Raw genomic sequence first — 18212 nt, 5'->3', positions numbered from 1 at the left:
ATTAGGAGAGAACAGCCTCGCACAGTCGAAGCGACATGGCGCAAGGCTGGTGAAATGCTCGACTGCTTCTCGCCAGCAGAATGCGCAAACTACCTCACAAATTCAGGATATGCTTCCGTATGAAAGCAGCAGGCTCTAGGCGGGCTGTTGGGCGAAGAGCAGGCGTTCACGGGCTGCGAACCATTCCTCGGCGTAATCGTCGTTCTTGTATTCCTCGAAATATGGCCCGCCATCGGTAAAATGGACGTTCTTGGCATCTTCGCGGTAGTCGTATTCATTGACGAGGTAATTCCACGTCACCGGTAATTCGCCGATGAGGTCTTCATTCTCCAGCCATTTGAACTGATGCAGTTGCAGCCCGGTCGCGGTATTGACGTATTCCGGCGTCAGCGCGCGGCATTCGTGATTGTTGAAGAGGATGAGGCTCGACCAGTTCTTCTTTTCGTACTTGGTCTGCGTCTGACCGAGGAACTTGGTGTCGATCTTCGGCCGGTAATCGTGTTTGACGCACATGACGGCGTAACGCTCGTCGCGCAATGCCCAAAGCTCGGCGATATCGGCACGCATCAGCATGTCGCAATCCATGAAGATGCTCCAGCCCTCGTAACCACTGAGATAGGGCGTCAGGAAACGCGAGAAGGAGAACTCCGTGGATTGCAGCGCGTTGCGCTGGCGAGTGAAAATCCCGCCAAGATTGGAGAGCGCAATGGGCGAGAACTCGACCGGGATCGACGACTTCTCGATGATGCTCTGCACGAGAACGTGGTAGGCGACCACTTCCTTGGGATCGAATCCCACAAATATTCGGACGTTCTGTTGTTCCATTGTCCACCTTGATCGCCAGCATCGGCAACAGCTTTCTTCGCCACCACGCCTGTTAGCTAAGGCCTGCGATAGTCATCCCTTCGACTTTTCGAGAAAACGCTGCTTGCGGGTTTTCGGTTTGAACCGCCGAAAGAAATTGTCGACGGCGCGGATGAATTTAGTGACGGACATCAGCCTGTCGATCTGGCTGTTCGTATTGTCGAGCCGCTCCGACAAGACTTCAAGCGCGGTCATCGCGATCTCGATCGGCGGCACCTCGGGAAACCGTTTGGCAAGCGCCGAATAGGGGCTGGCATCGACGCCGCCCATCATCGAGATCGAACCCATGCGCGCAAAGAGACGCAGGAAGATCTGCTCGAACGTCCAATCGTGAACGTCGAACACCTTCCACTTCTCGCTCCGCTTCGCCGAAAAGCCGGCAAGCAGGATCTTGCCCGGCAACTGCAGATCGGCGAGCCACAACGCGACCGCAAAGCCGCTCGTCGCGATCTTGCCGATCGGATAGAGATCGGCGAGCATTTGCGTCAGATCGAGGTGACGGGCTTTAGCGCCTTCGAAGCGGCTCTCCTCGCTGAAATTTTCCTCGACGGAGACCCGGATATTGACGACGCCGAGGAAATCGTCGCCGCCAAAGAAGCGCAAGACATCCCCTGTTTCGCGCCGGTGGACGATATGGGCGCCCATCACGTCGCTGCGGGCAACCAGCATGGAATGGCCGACGAAGGGTGCGTCGAGCACCTTATAGACCTTGTTGAAGAAGACGTAGAGCGCCGTCTCCGGCAATTCGCTCCGCAGCCGTTCGAGATCGACCGCCTCGCTATTTGCTACCAGCACGATATGGGAGTAGCCCGACAACAGCGCCTTCCAAGCGTCCGGCGTCAGGAAATCGAAGCCGCCATCCGGAGCGGTCGTAGCCTTGTTATCGCTGGGGATTGATTCCATATCGGCTCACATGCACTTTCCAAAGACGATGCGCTCGGCCCGCCCGACTAGCTGTTGCTGAAATAGGCGCGCATCCGGGCAAGCCGCGTCAGGCCGCCGATCTGCTTTCCCACATGCGAGAGGAAGCCCGCCACTCGGTCCGTCGTCGACGGTTGCCTGCAGAAGGACGTCCAGGCTGTGTTGCGAAGATCTTCGGCATAACGATTGGCCATCCGCCGGTGCACCCAGGGAACGTTCGCCTGCCACGGCTTCTTGCGGCCGGTAAAATGAAAGATGGCCGGCCGGTCAACGAAAGGCAGCAGGCCCGTCTGCGTATTCCAGCGCGGATGGAGCACCAGCCAGTCGCCGTCGAAAGTGACGTTCAGCGCATCCTGGTCGTTGTTCTCAAACATGTGCGACCGCTCCTCGAAGATTTCCCGGGTTCTGGGGAAGAGCCCCCTCGCCCGGCAAGCCGACCAGTCGAACAGCAATACGCCAGCATTGAAGTAGCGGCCGCCCTCGCCCATGCCGATCTTGCGCTGGCGCGCGCCTGATTTCTCGGGAAAGGCCATGACATAGTCGTCAACGGCGGCAAGCGCCTTGCCTTGAAAATCAAGGATGAAGAGTTCATCGACCGGCGCAACCGCCAGCACGTCGGCATCGAGATAAAGCAGGCGCTCGACATGGCCTGGTATATCCCGATCCATATAAAGCCGCGCCAGCGTGGCGGCGGACCAGCGGCCCCGCGCCTGGAGGCCGGCATCTGGCGTCTTATAGGGCAACACCCTGATCGCCATATCGTGAAGCCGCCCAAAATTATCGACCTCGGCGACCTCGTGCGGCTTGAGGTCGATGCCGAGAAGCAGGAACTCTACACCGGCATTCGTAAGATTGCGCTTGACGGAAAGCAGAGTGCAGCAGGCGGCCGGGAGCATGTTAACGTCAGAACAGACGATGACGGCACTCTGCTGCAAAATCCGGCCTCCCGAAGCGGCAAATTGAACTTGATGCCGGATATCTAGTTGGTTTGGCGTCCGCCCGCAACCGCAGACAGCCCGTGCGACCGGCGCTCGCCCTCACGTTTTGAATCGAAATTCAACGACTTGCGAGGCAAAGCTGAATCTATGCGGCAACGCTTTGAATCGGGATGTGAGCTATAACCGCAGCCAACGCATCAGCCCGAAATTCGTTTCCAATATTCGCCAATGCTGCAGGCAAAAAAGGCCCGCCGTCACCGGCAGGCCTTCGATCGATGTTACCGCCGTCCGTGTTACTTGCAGGCCGCGCAGAAGCGCTGGATGCGGCGGCAGGCTTCCTCAAGCAGATCTTCCGATGTCGCATAGGAGATGCGGAAATTTGGGCCGAGGCCAAAGGCGGAGCCGTGAACGACGGCGACACCTTCCGATTCCAGAAGCTCGGAAACGAAATCTTCGTCCGTCTCGATGACCTTGCCCGACGGTGCCGTTTTGCCGATCAGGCCGGCGCAGGACGGATAGACGTAGAAGGCGCCTTCCGGCACTGGGCAGACGATACCCTTGGCCTGGTTCAGCATGGAGACGACGAGGTCGCGGCGACCTTCGAAGATCTTCTTGTTCGCCGGGATGAAATCCTGGGTGCCGTTCAGCGCTTCGACAGCCGCCCACTGGGCGATCGACGTCGCGCCCGAGGTCTGCTGCCCCTGGATCATGTCCATGGCCTTGATGAGCTGGAGCGGGCCGGCGGCATAGCCGATACGCCAGCCGGTCATCGCATAGGCCTTGGAGACGCCGTTCATCGTCAGCGTGCGGTCATAAAGGCTGGGCTCGACCTCCACGGGCGTGACGAATTTGAAGTCGCCATAGGTCAGGTGCTCGTACATGTCGTCGGTCAGCACCCAGACATGCGGATGCTTCATCAGCACGTCGGTCAGCGCCTTCAGTTCGGCATGCGTATAGGCCGCGCCCGTCGGGTTGGACGGCGAGTTGAAGATGAACCACTTGGTCTTCGGCGTGATCGCCTTTTCGAGATCGGCAGGCTGGAGTTTGAAGTTATGCTCCTGGGTAGCCGAAACGAACACCGGCGTGCCGCCGCAGAGCGCCACCATCTCCGGATAGGACACCCAGTAGGGCGCTGGGATGACGACTTCATCGCCCGGGTTCAGCGTCGCCATGAAGGCGTTGAACAGGATCTGCTTGCCGCCGGTGCCGACGATCGTCTGTTCCCAGGAATATTCAAGGCCGTTCTCGCGCTTGAACTTGGCGGCGATCGCCTTGCGCAGCTCAGGGATGCCGGAAACCGGCGTATACTTCGTCTCGCCACGGTTGATCGCGTCGATGGCAGCTGTCTTGATATTGTCTGGCGTATCGAAATCCGGCTCGCCTGCGCCGAGGCCAATGACGTCGCGTCCTTTCGCTTTCAGCTCACGCGCTTTCTGGGAGACGGCGATGGTGGCTGAAGGCTTCACACGGGAAAGAGCATCGGCAAGGAAGGCCATGATATCGGTCCTATTGGTTGAAACGGGCAGAAAGCCGGGACCGGAGTTCTGCGGTTAGCTCTATGTCCAATGTATGACGGCATTTCAAGCGCAAAGGCGTGATGCCGGCAATGATTCTTATTGATCGTTTTGCCGCACTGGCAAACCGACCCGCTCTCCATTTCGGCGCGGCTTGCGGCGCACGGTCGAAGCGCTCCGCAGCCAAGCGCGCTTGCTGCGGGATTTAGCTCAGCCTAATCTTCCTCCCGATCCGATGCCGGCGCGTATCGGGCGTCAGGGAGGGCACGGTTAGAAATGACGGACGTCCGGGAATTGAACCACGCCGAAGCTCGGCAATATCAGTAGCAGACGACAGGCCAGGACATCGCTCGCCGCAACTACCTGAGCCTCGGTACGGCGATCCTGCCGCCACGAATAAGCCGTAACAAATGCAGCCCGCCGCCGCAATTCGGTCGCGAGGGCGCCGAGATCGAAGCTGCATCATTCGCTCATCCAAAATTGGTTATTGAGGGTAGGCCAATGTTTCTGGAAGATGAGTTCGCCATCGGGCGCATGCGCATGCGCCGGATCTCCATTTCATGTCTTGTCGCCATCACCGCCTTTGTCGCCTGCATCGCCGCGATGCTGGGACTTGCCTCCGCCGCTCGCGCCGAGACGCGGCAGGCATCCGGTCAGCTCGCCGCCTTTGTGCGGCCGAACGACGTCAATAGCGGTTCGCTGCTCTTTCCTTCGAAGGAGCCAGGCTTTTATGTCGAAGCGCCGCGGCTGAGGACCGACGTCGCAATCGATATCTCCGGCCCGATCGCCAGGGTGAAGGTGACCCAGCGCTTCCAGAACCCGAGCCAGGGCTGGGTCGAGGGCACCTACGTCTTCCCGCTGCCCGACAATTCGGCCGTTGACGCGCTGAAGATGCAGATCGGCGAACGCTTCATCGAAGGCCAGATCAAGCCACGCCAGGAAGCCCGCGAGATCTATGAGCAGGCCAAGGCCGAGGGCAAGAAGACGGCGCTGCTCGAACAGCAGCGGCCGAACATCTTCACCAACCAGGTCGCCAATATCGGCCCCGGCGAAGAGATCGTCGTACAGATCGAATATCAGCAGACGGTCCATCAGTCCGGCGGTGAATTCTCGCTGCGCTTCCCGATGGTCGTTGCGCCGCGCTATAATCCGGCGCCGATCGTCCAGACCGTCGAGTTCAACAACGGTGCCGGCTTCGCAACACCATCCGACCCGGTGGAAAATCGCGAGAAGATCGAAGCCCCGGTGCTCGACCCGCGGGAGAATGCCAGGATCAACCCCGTTTCGCTGACAATCAACCTTAAGGCCGGCTTCCCGCTCGGTGAGGTCAAATCCTCTTTCCACCACGTCGATATCCGGCAGGACGGCGATCAGGCGAGAACGATCAGCCTGAAAGGAGACGCGGTTCCTGCCGACAAGGATTTCGAGCTCACCTGGAAAGCCGCTCCGGGCAAGACGCCAAGCGCCGGCCTGTTCCGCGAAGCGATTGATGGCAAGACCTACCTGCTTGCCTTCATCACTCCGCCCACCACGCCGGATGCTCCAGTACCGTCAAAACGCGAGGTGGTCTTCGTCATCGACAATTCCGGCTCGATGTCCGGCCAGTCGATCGAACAGGCAAGACAGAGCCTGGCGCTTGCCATCTCCAGGCTCAACCCCGAGGACCGCTTGAACGTCATCCGTTTCGACGATACGATGACCGACTATTTCAACGGCCTCGTCGCCGCCACCCCCGATAACCGCGAAAAGGCCATCGCTTATATCAGGAGCCTGAACGCCGATGGCGGCACGGAAATGCTGCCGGCGCTCGAGGACGCGCTGCGCAACCAAGGCCCGATCGCAAGCGGAGCGCTGCGCCAGGTCGTATTCCTGACGGATGGCGCGATCGGCAACGAACAGCAGCTCTTCCAGGAAATCACCGCGAGCCACGGCGATGCCCGCGTCTTCACCGTCGGCATCGGCTCGGCGCCGAACACTTATTTCATGACCAAAGCCGCCGAGGTCGGCCGCGGCACCTTCACCCAGATCGGCTCGACCGATCAGGTGGCAAGCCGCATGAGCGAACTCTTCGCCAAGCTGCAGAACCCCGCCATGACCGATATCGCCGCGACCTTCGAAGGCATCGAAGCCGAGGATATCACGCCGAACCCGATGCCCGACCTCTATAGCGGCGAGCCTGTGGTTCTGACAGCGGAACTGCCGCAGGACAAGGCTGCCGGAAAGCTGCAGATCGTCGGCAAGACAGGCAACCAGCCCTGGCGCGTCGAGATGGATATCGCCAATGCCGCAGACGGCAACGGCATTTCCAAGCTCTGGGCGCGACGCAAGATCGACGATTTCGAGGCCCGCGCCTATGAGCGCCAGGATCCCGCCGCGCTCGACAAGGACATCGAAACGGTGGCGCTTGCCCTCCACCTCGTCTCGCGCGTCACCAGCCTGGTCGCCGTGGACGTCACGCCGTCGCGTCCGAACGAGCCGCTCGGCTCGGCGAAGCTGCCGCTCAACCTGCCCGAGGGCTGGGACTTCGGGAAGGTCTTCGGCGAAAATTCTGTCCCACCCGGCGGCGCAGAGCGCCACGGCGCGGCTGCGCCTGATGGAAGCGCCGAACCGCGAGAGGCCGCAGCCGCAACACAGGCTTTCGCCGCGTCGCCCGAGATCGCCAACCTGATGGCCGCTGCACCAACGGCGAAAGCCGCCACGCTGATCGCACAGAAGAGTTCGACCGTGAACCTGCCGCAGACGGCGACGCGCGCCGACGAGCAGATCATGCGCGGGCTGACCATGCTGCTGCTAGCGCTGGCGGCGGCGAGCGGGCTCGCCATCTGGCGCCGCCGCCTCAAGGGTCTCATCATGGCCGGAGCCAAGCGCAATGGTTTCTAGCAACAATCAGGAAGCGGCCGAATTCGAGCCGCTTCCGACCTATCTGGAACTCGCCATGACCGCCGCCACGGCGCACGACATGCCGAAGCCACGGAGGAGAAAGGGGTTCTTCCTCTGGCGTCTTTCGCCGATCGAAAAGACGATCGCCTTCGCCATCGCCGGTCTTGCCTTATATGGTCTGGCGCTGATCGGCGACGGTTTCCTGCTGAAGGCGAAGGCAGAAATCTCTCAGGTCCTGCTGAAGCGTGCTTTTGCCGCCGAACTGAGCGGCAAGGAGACGAAACCCTGGCCCTGGGCCGATTTCACCACGATGGCCAGGGTGCGTGCGCCGCGCCTCGGCAAGGACGCGATCGTGCTTTCCGGCGCATCCGGCGAGGCGCTCGCCTTCGGCCCGGCCTGGCTCGCCAATACACCGCAGCCGGGCGACGAGGGCACCTCCGTCATCGCCGCCCATCGCGACACCCATTTTCGCTGGCTGCAGTATATAAGGCCAGGCGATACGATCGAAGTTACCCGCCGCGACGGTAAGCTATTGACCTTCAAGGCCGGCCAAGGCCGCATTGCCCCCTGGGACGCGAGCGGCATCGACCCCGCCTCCGATGGCCGACGCCTCGTACTAGCCACCTGCTGGCCCTTCGATGCGACCGAACGCGGGCCGCTGCGCTACATCCTCGAAGCCGAACTGGTCGATGGTAACGCGACCGGCTCCGTTCAACCGGCAAACACAAAGCCGTTATTACAGACAGACTGAGGCTTGAAGCTCTGCCCTGCCCACTCCACGTTCCGGGTGGAGAGACGAGGGGAAGCAAATGACGAGAATATCCGCCTTCCATTTCGCCGCGACGCTGATTCTGTTTGGCGCCACATCGGCCAATGCGGCCGATAGCGTCAACACGCAGGGTCCTACGGTTCGCGTCGAAAAACTGGCCGGTGGTCTCGAACACCCCTGGGCGGTCGAAGTGTTGCCCGACGGCGCCTATCTCGTCACCGAGCGGCCGGGCCGCATACGTATCATCCGCAATGGCAAGCTTTCCGAGCCGATCGGCAACGTGCCCAAGGTCAATGCCCGCGGCCAGGGCGGTCTTATGGACCTGGCGCTTGCCCCGGACTTTGCCACGAGCAGAAAACTCTATTTCACCGCCGCCATCGCTGACAAGCAGGGCTCCGGCGCCGAGGCCTTCAGCGCGACGCTGTCTCCCGACGAAAAGAGGCTTCAGGCGGTCACGCCCATCTTTACCATGCGGCGCTTCACGTCAGGCAACATCCAATATGGCGCGCGCATCGCGATCGCCCGCGATGGCACGCTGTTCATCAGCGTCGGCGACCGCGGCGACCGCGACCGCTCGCAGGATTGGCAGGACGATGCCGGCTCGATCGTCCACATCAATGCCGACGGCAGCATCCCCGCCGACAATCCGTTCAAGGACGGCGGCAAGGCGCTGCCGGAGATCTGGTCGAAGGGCCACCGCAACCCGCAAGGCATCACCTTCGATGCGAAGGACGGCAAGCTCTACACCGTCGAACATGGGGCACGCGGCGGCGACGAGATCAATCAGATCGAAGCGGGCAAGAATTATGGTTGGCCGATCATCACCTACGGCCGTGACTATTCAGGCGCCGAGATCGGCGAAGGCACCGCCAAAAAAGGGCTGGAGCAGCCGCTGCACTATTGGGATCCTTCGATCGCGCCCGGCGCGCTCGCTGTCTATCGCGGCGCCATGTTCCCGGAATGGGACGGCGACTTCCTCGTCGCGGCGCTGAAATTCCAGCTGCTCTCGCGCATGCAGCGCGACGAGAGCGGCGCCTTCATCGCCGAGGAGCGCTTGTTCGAGGGCGACTACGGCCGCATCCGCGACGTCATTGTAGCGCCCGACGGCGCGCTGCTGATGCTGACGGACGAGGACGACGGCGCGCTGCTCAGGGTCTCGCGCGCTCAGGCCAACAACGGTTGAGCGGTCGCAGCGCGCCGCGCAATTCCTTGCGAATGACGAATTTCAGCCCGGACCAGATCTCGTCGACTGCGCAGACCTTCACATCGACCGGGCCCGTTGGCAGCAGGATCTCCCGCAGCACATCCTCGGTGATATCGGTGGGCACGCGTGAGCTCTTCTTCGGCCAGGAGATCCAGATCATGCCGTCGGGCTTCAGGACCCGGAACAGCGTCGGCGCCGCCGCTTCCAACACTATGCGCTCAGTCACAAATAGATGGACATAATCGAGCGCCCGCAAAAGAGTCTCGGGAAGCAGGCGGATGACTGAAGCAAAACCGCTGAAACCATTGATGTCGTCGATCGTTTCGGGAACACCGAGAAGAGCGGCAGCCTGCCCATGCGCAAGCCCGAGCTTCATGGCCAGCGGCGTACCGGAATAGCCTGCCATTCCGGATACCGCCATACCGCTCGCCGGCGTCTGTTTTTCGCGTTGCATGCCTCCACCTCCGCCATCAGCGCCAAGTCTTCGCCCTTGCCTAGAGGAAAGGCAACTGCTAACCGCTCGAACAGATCTCCCTTCCTCATCGAGGACGACATGACGCGCATTCAGGCGAACCTCCTCCTGTTGCTTGCAGCCGCCATCTGGGGCGGCGGCTTCGTCGCGCAGTCGACGGCGATGAAGGCGATCGGCCCCTTCTGGTTCATCGCCTTACGTTTTGCCGTCGCCACATTGGCCGTCTTGCCTTTCGTTCTTCTGGAAGTGCGCAAGGCAAAGGTGAAAACCAGCGCGCGCCATGCCAAGCTCTATATCCTCACCGGCCTTGCCCTTTTCAGCGGCGCCGCCACCCAGCAGGTCGGCCTGCAGACGACGACGGTGACGAATTCCAGCTTCATCACTGGCCTCTATGTCGTCTTCGTGCCGCTCATTGCCGTGTTTTTCCTGCGCCGTGCCCCGCATTGGATCATCTGGCCGGGCGCGCTGATGGCGTTCGCCGGCATCTATCTCCTGTCCGGCGGTCATCTCTCGGCGCTCACCTCAGGCGATCTCCTGACCGTGGCCTGCGCCGCCTTCTGGGCGATCCAGATCACCCTTGCCGGCATGACCGTCTCCGAGAGCGGAAGGCCGCTCGCGCTGGCCGCCACGCAATTTGCCGTCACCACGGCCTGCGCGTTAGCCGTTGCCGCAGCGGTCGAACCGATCAGCCTTTCGGCGATTTGGGCCGCAGGACCTGAGATCCTTTATGTCGGCATCTTCTCGTCCGGCTTGGCCTTCGTGCTGCAGGTGATTGCCCAGCGCTACACGACTCCGTCGCAGGCGGCGATCTTCCTTTCGTCCGAAGCGCTCTTCGGCGCATCGCTCGCAGCCCTGATTCTCGGTGAGTCGATGCCGGCCACCGGATATACAGGTTGTGCGCTAATGTTTATCGCTATGCTTGTAGTCGAGATCGTGCCCGGCTTTGCTCGCCGCCGCCTGTCAGCCGCCTGAACATGCGTCCAAATATGGGTGGACGCCGAATTCAAAAAAATTTTTAGGGAACTCGCTAGCCCGTTTACGTTGTATTTTTGGCAAAATCTGCCCGAAACTTACATTGCGGGCGATATAAATCGTTAATCATCTCCCATTCACGACGGAAATTTTGCGTTTTTGCGCAAACCAGACGCGGGCAGCAGTGTGCCCGGAAGGACACGTTAAAAAACTTTTGCTTGCCAAAATCCCTTAAACGCAGCACTCTCAGCGCGTTCGGGCATTTTGCGAGCATGGGAAGTCCTTAAGTATTTGCGCGCCGGGAACGCTAATATTCCGGTCAGCCGGTTCCAAACAAAGCAGGCGAAAGTCCTGCTTGGAGCAGGCCGAGGTAGAGGGGACCTTTTTCTCAAATTTCAAGACTTGCCTGCCAACGCCTCCCGCAAGGAGGCAATGCTATGATGCTGCCCGTGTGGATGGCGGGCAGAGAGAAAAGGACCTGACGCATGGCCGAGACTGGCACTGTAAAATTCTTTAATACCGACAAGGGCTTCGGCTTCATCAAGCCGGACCGGGGCGGCGCCGATATCTTCGTTCACATTTCTGCCGTACAGGCCTCCGGGCTGGCCGGTTTGACGGAAAACCAGAAGGTAAGCTTCGACACGGAGCCGGATCGCCGCGGCAAGGGCCCCAAGGCCGTCAATCTGCAGATTGCCGGCTGAGCCCTTAACAAGGCTGTCGAATTCGAGTTGAAGCCCGGCAGCAATGCCGGGTTTTGTCGTTCAGCCTTCGTTCAGCCAGGAATCTTTAGGACTGACACCATCGAGAAGGAACCGGCGTTCGGTTTCCGAGATTAGGACTTGATGCTTATGAACAGGCTCGCCAAAACTCTTCTGCTGACGGCAACGGCTGCCGCGCTTTCTCTCTCCGTCGTCGGCGAGGCCTCGGCCGGTGACCACCACTGGCGCCATCATCACAACAACGATGCCCTCGTCGGTGGCGCTGTCGGTCTCGCCACCGGTTTGATTGTCGGCTCGGCTATCGCCAACGCCAATAATGGCCCTGTTTATGACGAACCCCGCTACATCGACCCGCCGTACGAGCCAGAATATTACGAGCCGGCTCCGGTCTATCGCGCTCCGCGCCGCGTCTATGTCGAGCAGCCGCAATATGTTGAACAGCCTAGATATTATGCGCCTGCGCGCGCGTCGGTGGAGCCCTGGTCACCGCAATGGGAGCGTTATTGCTCCTACCGCTACCGCTCCTTCGATCCCCGCAGCGGCACCTATATCGGCAATGATGGCCGCAGTCACTTCTGCACCGCCGGCTGATCTGCCAACACGTCATCGCGAAGCGCCGCTCTCCAGCGGCGCTTTTGTTTTTGCCTCGTTCAGCCCGCCTTCTTCTCCCAGGGCATCGCCCGCAACTCGGCATCCGGCTCGAAATCGGTCGAGACGCTGACCGCGCGCCATGCCCGATCGGCCTCGATGCGTGCCGCATCCGCCTTCTCGACATTGCGCACAGCATCGCTGCCGAGCAGCAACCGGAGCGGCGGTTGGTCGAGACCGGCAATGTGAATGACGACGGCGGCCGCTTTGGCAGGATCGCCAGGTTGACGGCCGTCATATTCACGTTGGAAGCGCACCGTGGCGCCGACCGTTTCCGCATAGTCCGCGCGCCCCTCGGCCAGCACCGTCGAGGCACCGGCGAAATCAGTTCTGAAACCGCCGGGTTCGACCACTGTCACCTTGATGCCGAATGGCGCGACTTCCTTAGACAACACCTCCGAAAAGCCCTCGACTGCAAATTTGGCTGCCGAATAGGCGCCACGTCCGGCCGGTCCGATACGGCCGCCGACGGATGAGAACTGGATGATATGGCCCGCACCCTGTTCGCGCATCAGGGCGATCACCGCCTTGGTCATGATAACAGTACCGAAGAGGTTGGTCTCGACCTGGGCTCGGAAATCGGCGAGGCTGGTATCCTCGATCGGACTGACATTGCCGTAGCCGGCATTGTTGACAAGCACGTCGATGCGGCCGAACCGCTTCACGCCAGCTTCCACCGCGGCAGCTGCCGCTTCCTCGTCGGTCACGTCGAGCGCCAGCGTCAGCACCTGATTGCCATATTGTTCGGAAAGATCCGCAAGCCGGGCAGGATCGCGCGCCGTCGCCACCAGATTGTCGCCGGCGGCCAGAACCGCCTCCGCCAGCGCCCGGCCGAGACCACGCGAACAGCCTGTAATCAACCACACCTTCGACATCGGAAACCTCTCCTTGATTGGTTCCCCGAGCATGTAGGTCCTATTGTTCCCGATCGAAAGAAGGTACCAGAATGATCTATACACACCTCGAGGTAACTGAAGTGGCCGGCGACATATTCGATTTCTGCTGCAACATGACTGACGAGCAGGATGCACGGGCGCGCGCCTTGATAGAACGGGCGGCGGCGAAATGGCCACTGCGCATCCTGCACGCACTATCGGATGCCGGCGCACCCTTACGCTTCTCGCGCCTCATGGAGCGGATCGAGGGCATCAGCCAGAAAGTGCTGACGCAGACGCTGCGCACCCTCGAAAGCGACGGCCTCATTATTCGCACCCTCTATCCCGAGATTCCACCGCGCGTTGAATATGAATTGACGCCGCTTGGCCGCGACCTCCTCATGCAGGTCGTCACTCTCTGGCGTTGGATCGTGGAGCGCCTGGATGAGTTCGATTCGCGCAAGGCCGTGAAGCTGACGGCAACGGACAATTAGGCCGGAATACGGATCGTTGCCCGCAAGCCCCCGAGCGGGCTGTCGCCCAGCGTGACGTTGCCGCCATGGCTGCGAGCAATATCGCGGGCAATCGCAAGACCGAGGCCGGTGCCGGATGCATCCAGGTTGCGCGCTGCGTCCAGCCGGAAGAACGGCTTGAACACGTCCTCGCGATTCTTTTCCGGAATGCCCGGCCCGTCATCATCGAAGATAATAGTCAGCCACTTGGCATTGTGCTTGGCCTCGATGTCGAGCCTATTGGCATAACGGCGCGCGTTCGAGGCAAGGTTGGTGACGAGACGCGTGAACGCATTCGGCCTGACGGAAATGTCGTCGTCGCCTTCGATCGTATAGCTGAACTGCTTACGATGCAGGACGAAATCGGATTCCAGCTTGGCGAAGATCTCGCTGAGCTTCAGCTCGCCGACATCCTCTTCGACCTCGCCGCGGGCGAAGGCCATGTAGGCCTCCAGCATCGTCTGCATATCATTGACGTCGTCGTTCAGGCCATGCAGGTCGGGATTGTCGCCGGCGAGCGCCAGTTGCAGCTTGAAGCGGGTGAGAATGGTGCGCAGATCATGGCTGACGCCGGAAAGCATCGCCGTACGCTGCTCGATCTGCCGCTCGATGCGTTCACGCATCAGAATGAAGGCAAGGCCGGCGCGCCTGACCTCGTCGGCGCCTCGCGGATAGAAATTGTCGGGCTTCTGCCCTTTGCCGAAGCTTTCGGCAGCCCGCGCCAGCATCAGGATCGGCCGGATCTGCCCGCGCAGGAAGAGAATCGAAATGCCGATCAGCACCAGCGACGTGCCGACCATCCAGACGATGAAGATGTGGGTGTTGGAGGCATAGGTCTGACTGCGTTTGGCCAGCACCCGCAGGATCTTGTTCTCGAGCTTGATCCGGATTTCGACGAGGTTCGAGTTGCCAACCGTGTCGATCCAGAAAGGCCGGTGAATCTCGTCGGTGATCTCATCGCTGAGGATGCCGTCAAGGATCGAGAAGAAGGGCTTGACGCGCGGCGGCGGCAGATCGCCGTCCGGCTCAATCGAAATCTGCAGGTTAAGCTGATCGCGCGCGATGCGGATGATCTCGCTATAGTCGGAATTCTGCGGATAGGTCTCGACGATCTCGATGATGGCGGCGATGTCGCGGGTGACGGCGAGCGACAGGCGCTCGGTCACCATTTGCCAGTGACGCTCCATGAAGACGGCGGCGACGACGGATTGCAGCAGCACCATCGGGATGATGATGATCAGCAGCGAGCGCGCGTAGAGCCCGGTGGGCAATCGGCGCCGCAGCCAGCGGACGATCCAGCGCCAGCCCGCCGCCGGAGCGCGGTCTTCCCGCCGCAAACTGTCCATTGTCACCATCGTCGGTCCCGGCCGTTCAGAGCGCGATACGGGAAAGTGTGAACCGTCCTCCGCATCATGCTCCACTTCTCAAATCTAGTCGATGCTCAGCCTGTATCCGATGCCGCGCACCGTCTGCAGCCAGACGGGATTGGCCGGATCCTCCTCGATCTTGCGCCTGAGCCGGTTGATCTGCACGTCGATCGTCCGCTCGCCGACCTCTGTGTCATTGCCGATCAGTTCGTGACGGGGGATGGTGTCACCGGCGCGGCGCGCAAAGAGCAGCATGATTTCCTGTTCGCGATCGGTAAGCCGGATCACCTCGCTGGCTTTCTTCAGCTCCTTGCGGGTCAGGGAGAAAGTGTAGGGCCCAAACATGACCTGTTCGATCTTCAGCCCCTCACCGTTGGCGTTGCGGCGCAGGATATTGTTGATGCGCAGGACCAGCTCGCGCGGATCGAAGGGTTTGGAGAGATAATCGTCGGCGCCGGCCTCAAGGCCTTCGATGCGATTGCCCGATTCCGCCAGCGCCGTCAGCATGATAATCGGCACGTTCTTGATGGCGCGAAGCCCGCGGGTGACGTCGATGCCGGATTCGCCCGGCATCATCACATCCATGATGATGAGATCGAAATCGAGACCGGCAAGTTTGCGCTGCGCCTCGGCGCCGTCGGCCGCGACAGTGACGCGAAAGCCGTTCTCCGCGAGATAGCGATTGAGCAGCGCGCGGATACGGGAGTCATCGTCGACCACCAGCAGATGCGCCGCATCGTCGGAAATACCTGTCTTGACCGCCATTCACTCCGCCTTCTTTCTATCCCGCATGCCTCCAAGGAAGGCCTTCACGCCCTCCCTCACCTGCGCAGAGGCTCCTTCGAATGCCCGCTCAATGCGGCGCGATTGCGGCTCTGCAAGGGCAAGCGCCAGCTCGCGCCCCGATTTCGTCGGATAAAGCTTGCGCTGCCGCCGATCCTCAGGACCGGCCACCTGGCGAATATAGCCCGAATCGATCAGCTGTTTCAGCACCCTTGCAAGACTCTGCTTGGTGATCTTCAGTGTGTCGAGAAGATCAGCAACCGTCATGCCGGGATTGCGGTTGACGAAATGCACGACGCGGTGATGCGCCCGTCCGAAGCCGCTCTTTTCGAGGATGGCGTCAGGATCAGAAACGAAGTCGCGATAGGCGAAGAAGAATAGTTCGATCATCTCGAAATCGATACCGCCTGTATCCTCCATTGGCGTGGCCAACGGCTCCGGCTTGCCTGCTTTGGGACCGGTCTGTCGTGACACTCCACATTTCCTTTCTCGTTGCGCGCGTTGCGGGAAACTTCCGCATACATAGGTCAGTATTATTGACGTAAATTTACGCGGCTACCAGCTTCACCGAACTTCGTGGGAGCCCGAGCTTATTTCGCAATTTCCCTGATATTTCTTTGGTAACCAAGGTCCGCCCGGAACTTCCGACGCAATAAGCAATTCCCCCGACGTCTTGGATAAAACGTAATGGGGACAACAATCAACAGGCATGGCGAGTGAAGCCCCGGCGGAGGTTTGGAATGGCTTCAAAGGCGGGAGGAGGATTGCGCGAACGAGGCGGCCTGCCGACCGCCTCCTTTCACAGTTGCCGATGATCTTATTGATAGACGTAGACAATCCGGCGCGTACCTGGATCGACGAGGACGGGCCGGTCGTTGATCCTTGTGTAGCGATATTCGTAATCCGGAATGGTCTGGAAAGTCACGTCGGCAGGCACTTCCGCGCCGACGACCACATCGCCGCCAAGCCGCACCGTCTCGGTCGGATTGGTCTCGATATAGGTCCGCACCGTCTCCGGCGGAGTGATCGTTTCGACAGCTCCAACCGGCCCGATCAATTCATCGCCCGGCGCCGGTTGCGGGTCGGCCGGGACAACGCTGGCAGTCGATTCGTAGGTCACCACGGGAACGCCGATCTCGGCGCGATGCTGCTCGACGATAACCTGGTTGCCGCCGTAGTCCATCTGCAGATAATCCGCATAGACCCAGCCGCGCATGCCGTTGACGTCGACACGGCACCAGCGGCTACCTTCGATGCAGCCGTCGAGCACCGCGGTCGAACCGCGGGTGGCAAGGCCGACCGCCGGATATTGCGGGCCTGGACCTGCGCGGACATTGAGATCGTTGACCGTGGTCGCCACCATCTCCGCCTGCGCCAGACCGCCGCTCGCCAGGAGCACGGCTCCAGCCAACAGGATGTTTCTCTTCAAGGTCATGTGAGCGTCTCCTTGGTTTCGATGGCCGGACAACGCGCGGCGTTCCACGATGTTCCGACGCGCCCCGCCGGGGCAAAACGGCCCCTCCAGATACGCCCTCACAAGCAATTGAAAAATTAGAATAAAACTTGATTTCGTCGACGGGCCGAACGGCGGAAGAGACCTATAAACTTGTGTTGCAGTCGGTCTTGCTGCCGTGAAACACGCGTCAAAGCAGAAGATTTGGGCTGTCCTCGCCGCCGTTTCGGACTATACCCTGAGCACCCGAGACACCCAAGCGAGGCACTTATGGGCATGCTCCAGGCCGGCATCATTCCGGTGACACCCTTTCAGCAGAACTGCACGGTCTTCTTCGATCCCGATACCCAGGAAGGCGTCGTCGTCGATCCGGGCGGCGACGTGCCGCTTATCCTTCAGGCGATTGAGAAAAGCGGCCTGACCATCAAGGAAATCTGGCTGACGCACGGTCATCTCGACCATGCCGGCGGCGCCGGGGAGTTGAAGGAAGCCCTCGGCGTCGACATAGTCGGCCCGCATCAGGATGACCTGCCGCTGCTGCAGCGCATCGAGACCCAGGCCGCGACGTACGGCATATCAGGATTGCGCAATGTTCTGCCGGACCGCTGGCTGAAGAACGGCGACAAGGTCTCCTTCGGCGCCCACGAATTCGAGGTCTATCACACGCCCGGCCATGCCCCCGGCCACGTGATCTATTTCAACCGCGCACAGAATTTCGCCCATCTCGGCGACGTGCTCTTCAACGGCTCGATCGGCCGCACCGACCTGCCTGGCGGCAATCATCAGCAGCTGTTGGATTCGATCCGCGACAAGGTCCTGCCGCTTGGCGACGACGTCGGCTTTATCTGCGGCCATGGGCCCGGCAGCCGCATCGGTGACGAACGGCGAAGCAATCCGTATCTGCAGGAAATCAGGCCTCGTTGAGCATCCGATGCAGACACATCAGGCACCCGGCAAAATGGTGTGAGCCCATGCTCACATCATCTTCCTGCCGTTCGGCACCGGCTGTTCGACCGCCGCAAGCACGATCGCGCCATTCTCGTCCTCGAATCCCAGCGTCAGCACTTCCGAACGGAACGGACCGATCTGCCGGGGCGGGAAATTGACGACGCCGAACACCTGCCGGCCGATCAGGGTTTCCGGCGTATAATGCACGGTGATCTGCGCCGAGGATTTCTTGATACCGATCTGAGGGCCAAAATCGATGAGCAGCTTGAAAGCCGGCTTGCGCGCCTCCGGAAAAGAGCTGGCTTCGATGATCGTACCGACACGGATGTCGACACGCTCGAAATCGGCGTAGCTGATCTCTTCCGCCATGTGC

Annotated in this window: 19 protein-coding genes; 8 read left to right on the top strand and 11 right to left on the bottom strand. The window is 60.7% G+C overall.

Going from position 1 to position 18212, the window contains the following annotated elements:
* Positions 1 to 135: 135 nt before the first annotated feature.
* From FHT70_RS21800 to FHT70_RS21785, 4 genes are all read right to left on the bottom strand, one after another.
* A complete protein-coding gene (locus tag FHT70_RS21800; RefSeq protein ID WP_183704778.1) occupies positions 136 to 825 on the bottom strand; it encodes a glycosyltransferase in 690 nt (229 codons plus the stop codon).
* A gap of 72 nt (positions 826 to 897) precedes the next feature.
* Positions 898 to 1767: a 3-deoxy-manno-octulosonate cytidylyltransferase gene (locus FHT70_RS21795; protein WP_183704777.1), complete on the bottom strand. Its 870-nt coding sequence runs from the start codon at positions 1765 to 1767 to the stop codon at positions 898 to 900.
* A 47-nt stretch (positions 1768 to 1814) separates the two neighbouring features.
* Positions 1815 to 2720, bottom strand: coding sequence for a glycosyltransferase family 8 protein (locus FHT70_RS21790; protein ID WP_183704775.1), 906 nt, complete (start codon positions 2718 to 2720; stop codon positions 1815 to 1817).
* A 296-nt stretch (positions 2721 to 3016) separates the two neighbouring features.
* Positions 3017 to 4219, bottom strand: coding sequence for a pyridoxal phosphate-dependent aminotransferase (locus tag FHT70_RS21785; protein ID WP_183704773.1), 1203 nt, complete (start codon positions 4217 to 4219; stop codon positions 3017 to 3019).
* 519 nt (positions 4220 to 4738) lie between these two features.
* On the opposite strand from FHT70_RS21785, the gene FHT70_RS21780 reads away from it, so the two are divergent.
* From FHT70_RS21780 to FHT70_RS21770, 3 genes are read left to right on the top strand one after another with little or no spacing between them, the layout of a single operon-like run.
* Entirely contained in the window at positions 4739 to 7117 is a 2379-nt protein-coding gene (locus tag FHT70_RS21780; RefSeq protein WP_183704771.1) for a marine proteobacterial sortase target protein, read from the top strand.
* The gene (locus FHT70_RS21775; RefSeq protein ID WP_183704769.1) at positions 7107 to 7868 is read left to right on the top strand and encodes a class GN sortase; all 762 of its coding nucleotides are present in this window, start codon (positions 7107 to 7109) and stop codon (positions 7866 to 7868) included. The genes FHT70_RS21780 and FHT70_RS21775 overlap by 11 nt, the downstream gene beginning before the upstream one ends.
* Positions 7869 to 7926: 58 nt before the next feature.
* Positions 7927 to 9069 (top strand): PQQ-dependent sugar dehydrogenase, encoded by a 1143-nt coding sequence (locus tag FHT70_RS21770; protein ID WP_183704767.1) that lies wholly within the window; start codon positions 7927 to 7929, stop codon positions 9067 to 9069.
* Here FHT70_RS21770 and FHT70_RS21765 read toward each other — a convergent pair.
* The gene (locus FHT70_RS21765; RefSeq protein WP_183704765.1) at positions 9035 to 9544 is read right to left on the bottom strand and encodes a DUF3052 domain-containing protein; all 510 of its coding nucleotides are present in this window, start codon (positions 9542 to 9544) and stop codon (positions 9035 to 9037) included. The two genes, FHT70_RS21770 and FHT70_RS21765, sit on opposite strands and share 35 nt — an antisense overlap.
* A gap of 99 nt (positions 9545 to 9643) precedes the next feature.
* Between FHT70_RS21765 and FHT70_RS21760 the strand changes: the two genes are divergently transcribed.
* The 3 genes from FHT70_RS21760 to FHT70_RS21750 all read left to right on the top strand — a co-directional run bounded on the left by FHT70_RS21760 (position 9644) and on the right by FHT70_RS21750 (position 11844).
* Positions 9644 to 10534 (top strand): DMT family transporter, encoded by an 891-nt coding sequence (locus tag FHT70_RS21760; protein ID WP_183704763.1) that lies wholly within the window; start codon positions 9644 to 9646, stop codon positions 10532 to 10534.
* A gap of 485 nt (positions 10535 to 11019) precedes the next feature.
* On the top strand, positions 11020 to 11235 hold the full coding sequence (locus FHT70_RS21755) for a cold-shock protein (RefSeq protein WP_003561293.1): 216 nt from the start codon (positions 11020 to 11022) through the stop codon (positions 11233 to 11235).
* 147 nt (positions 11236 to 11382) lie between these two features.
* Entirely contained in the window at positions 11383 to 11844 is a 462-nt protein-coding gene (locus FHT70_RS21750; RefSeq protein ID WP_183704761.1) for a BA14K family protein, read from the top strand.
* A 59-nt stretch (positions 11845 to 11903) separates the two neighbouring features.
* Here the strand turns inward: FHT70_RS21750 and FHT70_RS21745 are convergent, their stop codons facing one another.
* On the bottom strand, positions 11904 to 12776 hold the full coding sequence (locus tag FHT70_RS21745) for an oxidoreductase (RefSeq protein ID WP_097597122.1): 873 nt from the start codon (positions 12774 to 12776) through the stop codon (positions 11904 to 11906).
* 71 nt (positions 12777 to 12847) lie between these two features.
* Between FHT70_RS21745 and FHT70_RS21740 the strand changes: the two genes are divergently transcribed.
* Entirely contained in the window at positions 12848 to 13270 is a 423-nt protein-coding gene (locus FHT70_RS21740; protein WP_097596933.1) for a helix-turn-helix domain-containing protein, read from the top strand.
* Here the strand turns inward: FHT70_RS21740 and FHT70_RS21735 are convergent.
* The 4 genes from FHT70_RS21735 to FHT70_RS21720 form a co-directional block, all read right to left on the bottom strand.
* On the bottom strand, positions 13267 to 14643 hold the full coding sequence (locus FHT70_RS21735) for an ATP-binding protein (RefSeq protein WP_183704759.1): 1377 nt from the start codon (positions 14641 to 14643) through the stop codon (positions 13267 to 13269). The two genes, FHT70_RS21740 and FHT70_RS21735, sit on opposite strands and share 4 nt — an antisense overlap.
* A 75-nt stretch (positions 14644 to 14718) precedes the next feature.
* The gene (locus tag FHT70_RS21730; protein WP_011426251.1) at positions 14719 to 15420 is read right to left on the bottom strand and encodes a response regulator transcription factor; all 702 of its coding nucleotides are present in this window, start codon (positions 15418 to 15420) and stop codon (positions 14719 to 14721) included.
* Entirely contained in the window at positions 15421 to 15912 is a 492-nt protein-coding gene (locus tag FHT70_RS21725; protein WP_097596935.1) for a MarR family transcriptional regulator, read from the bottom strand.
* Between the two features lie 343 nt (positions 15913 to 16255).
* Positions 16256 to 16873, bottom strand: a complete 618-nt coding sequence (locus FHT70_RS21720) for a DUF1236 domain-containing protein (RefSeq protein ID WP_011426253.1) — start codon at positions 16871 to 16873, stop codon at positions 16256 to 16258.
* Positions 16874 to 17161: 288 nt separating this feature from the next.
* Here FHT70_RS21720 and FHT70_RS21715 point away from each other — a divergent pair, with 288 nt between their 5' ends.
* On the top strand, positions 17162 to 17815 hold the full coding sequence (locus FHT70_RS21715; RefSeq protein ID WP_097596936.1) for an MBL fold metallo-hydrolase: 654 nt from the start codon (positions 17162 to 17164) through the stop codon (positions 17813 to 17815).
* 51 nt (positions 17816 to 17866) lie between these two features.
* Here FHT70_RS21715 and FHT70_RS21710 read toward each other — a convergent pair whose 3' ends face one another.
* Positions 17867 to 18208 (bottom strand): tRNA-binding protein, encoded by a 342-nt coding sequence (locus FHT70_RS21710; protein WP_183704757.1) that lies wholly within the window; start codon positions 18206 to 18208, stop codon positions 17867 to 17869.
* Positions 18209 to 18212 lie beyond the last annotated feature (4 nt).

The sequence above is a fragment of the Rhizobium sp. BK049 genome (assembly GCF_014193135.1).
Lineage (GTDB): Bacteria > Pseudomonadota > Alphaproteobacteria > Rhizobiales > Rhizobiaceae > Rhizobium.
Note: the sequence above shows the minus strand (reverse complement) of the source record. Positions and strands in the feature narration are given on the sequence as shown.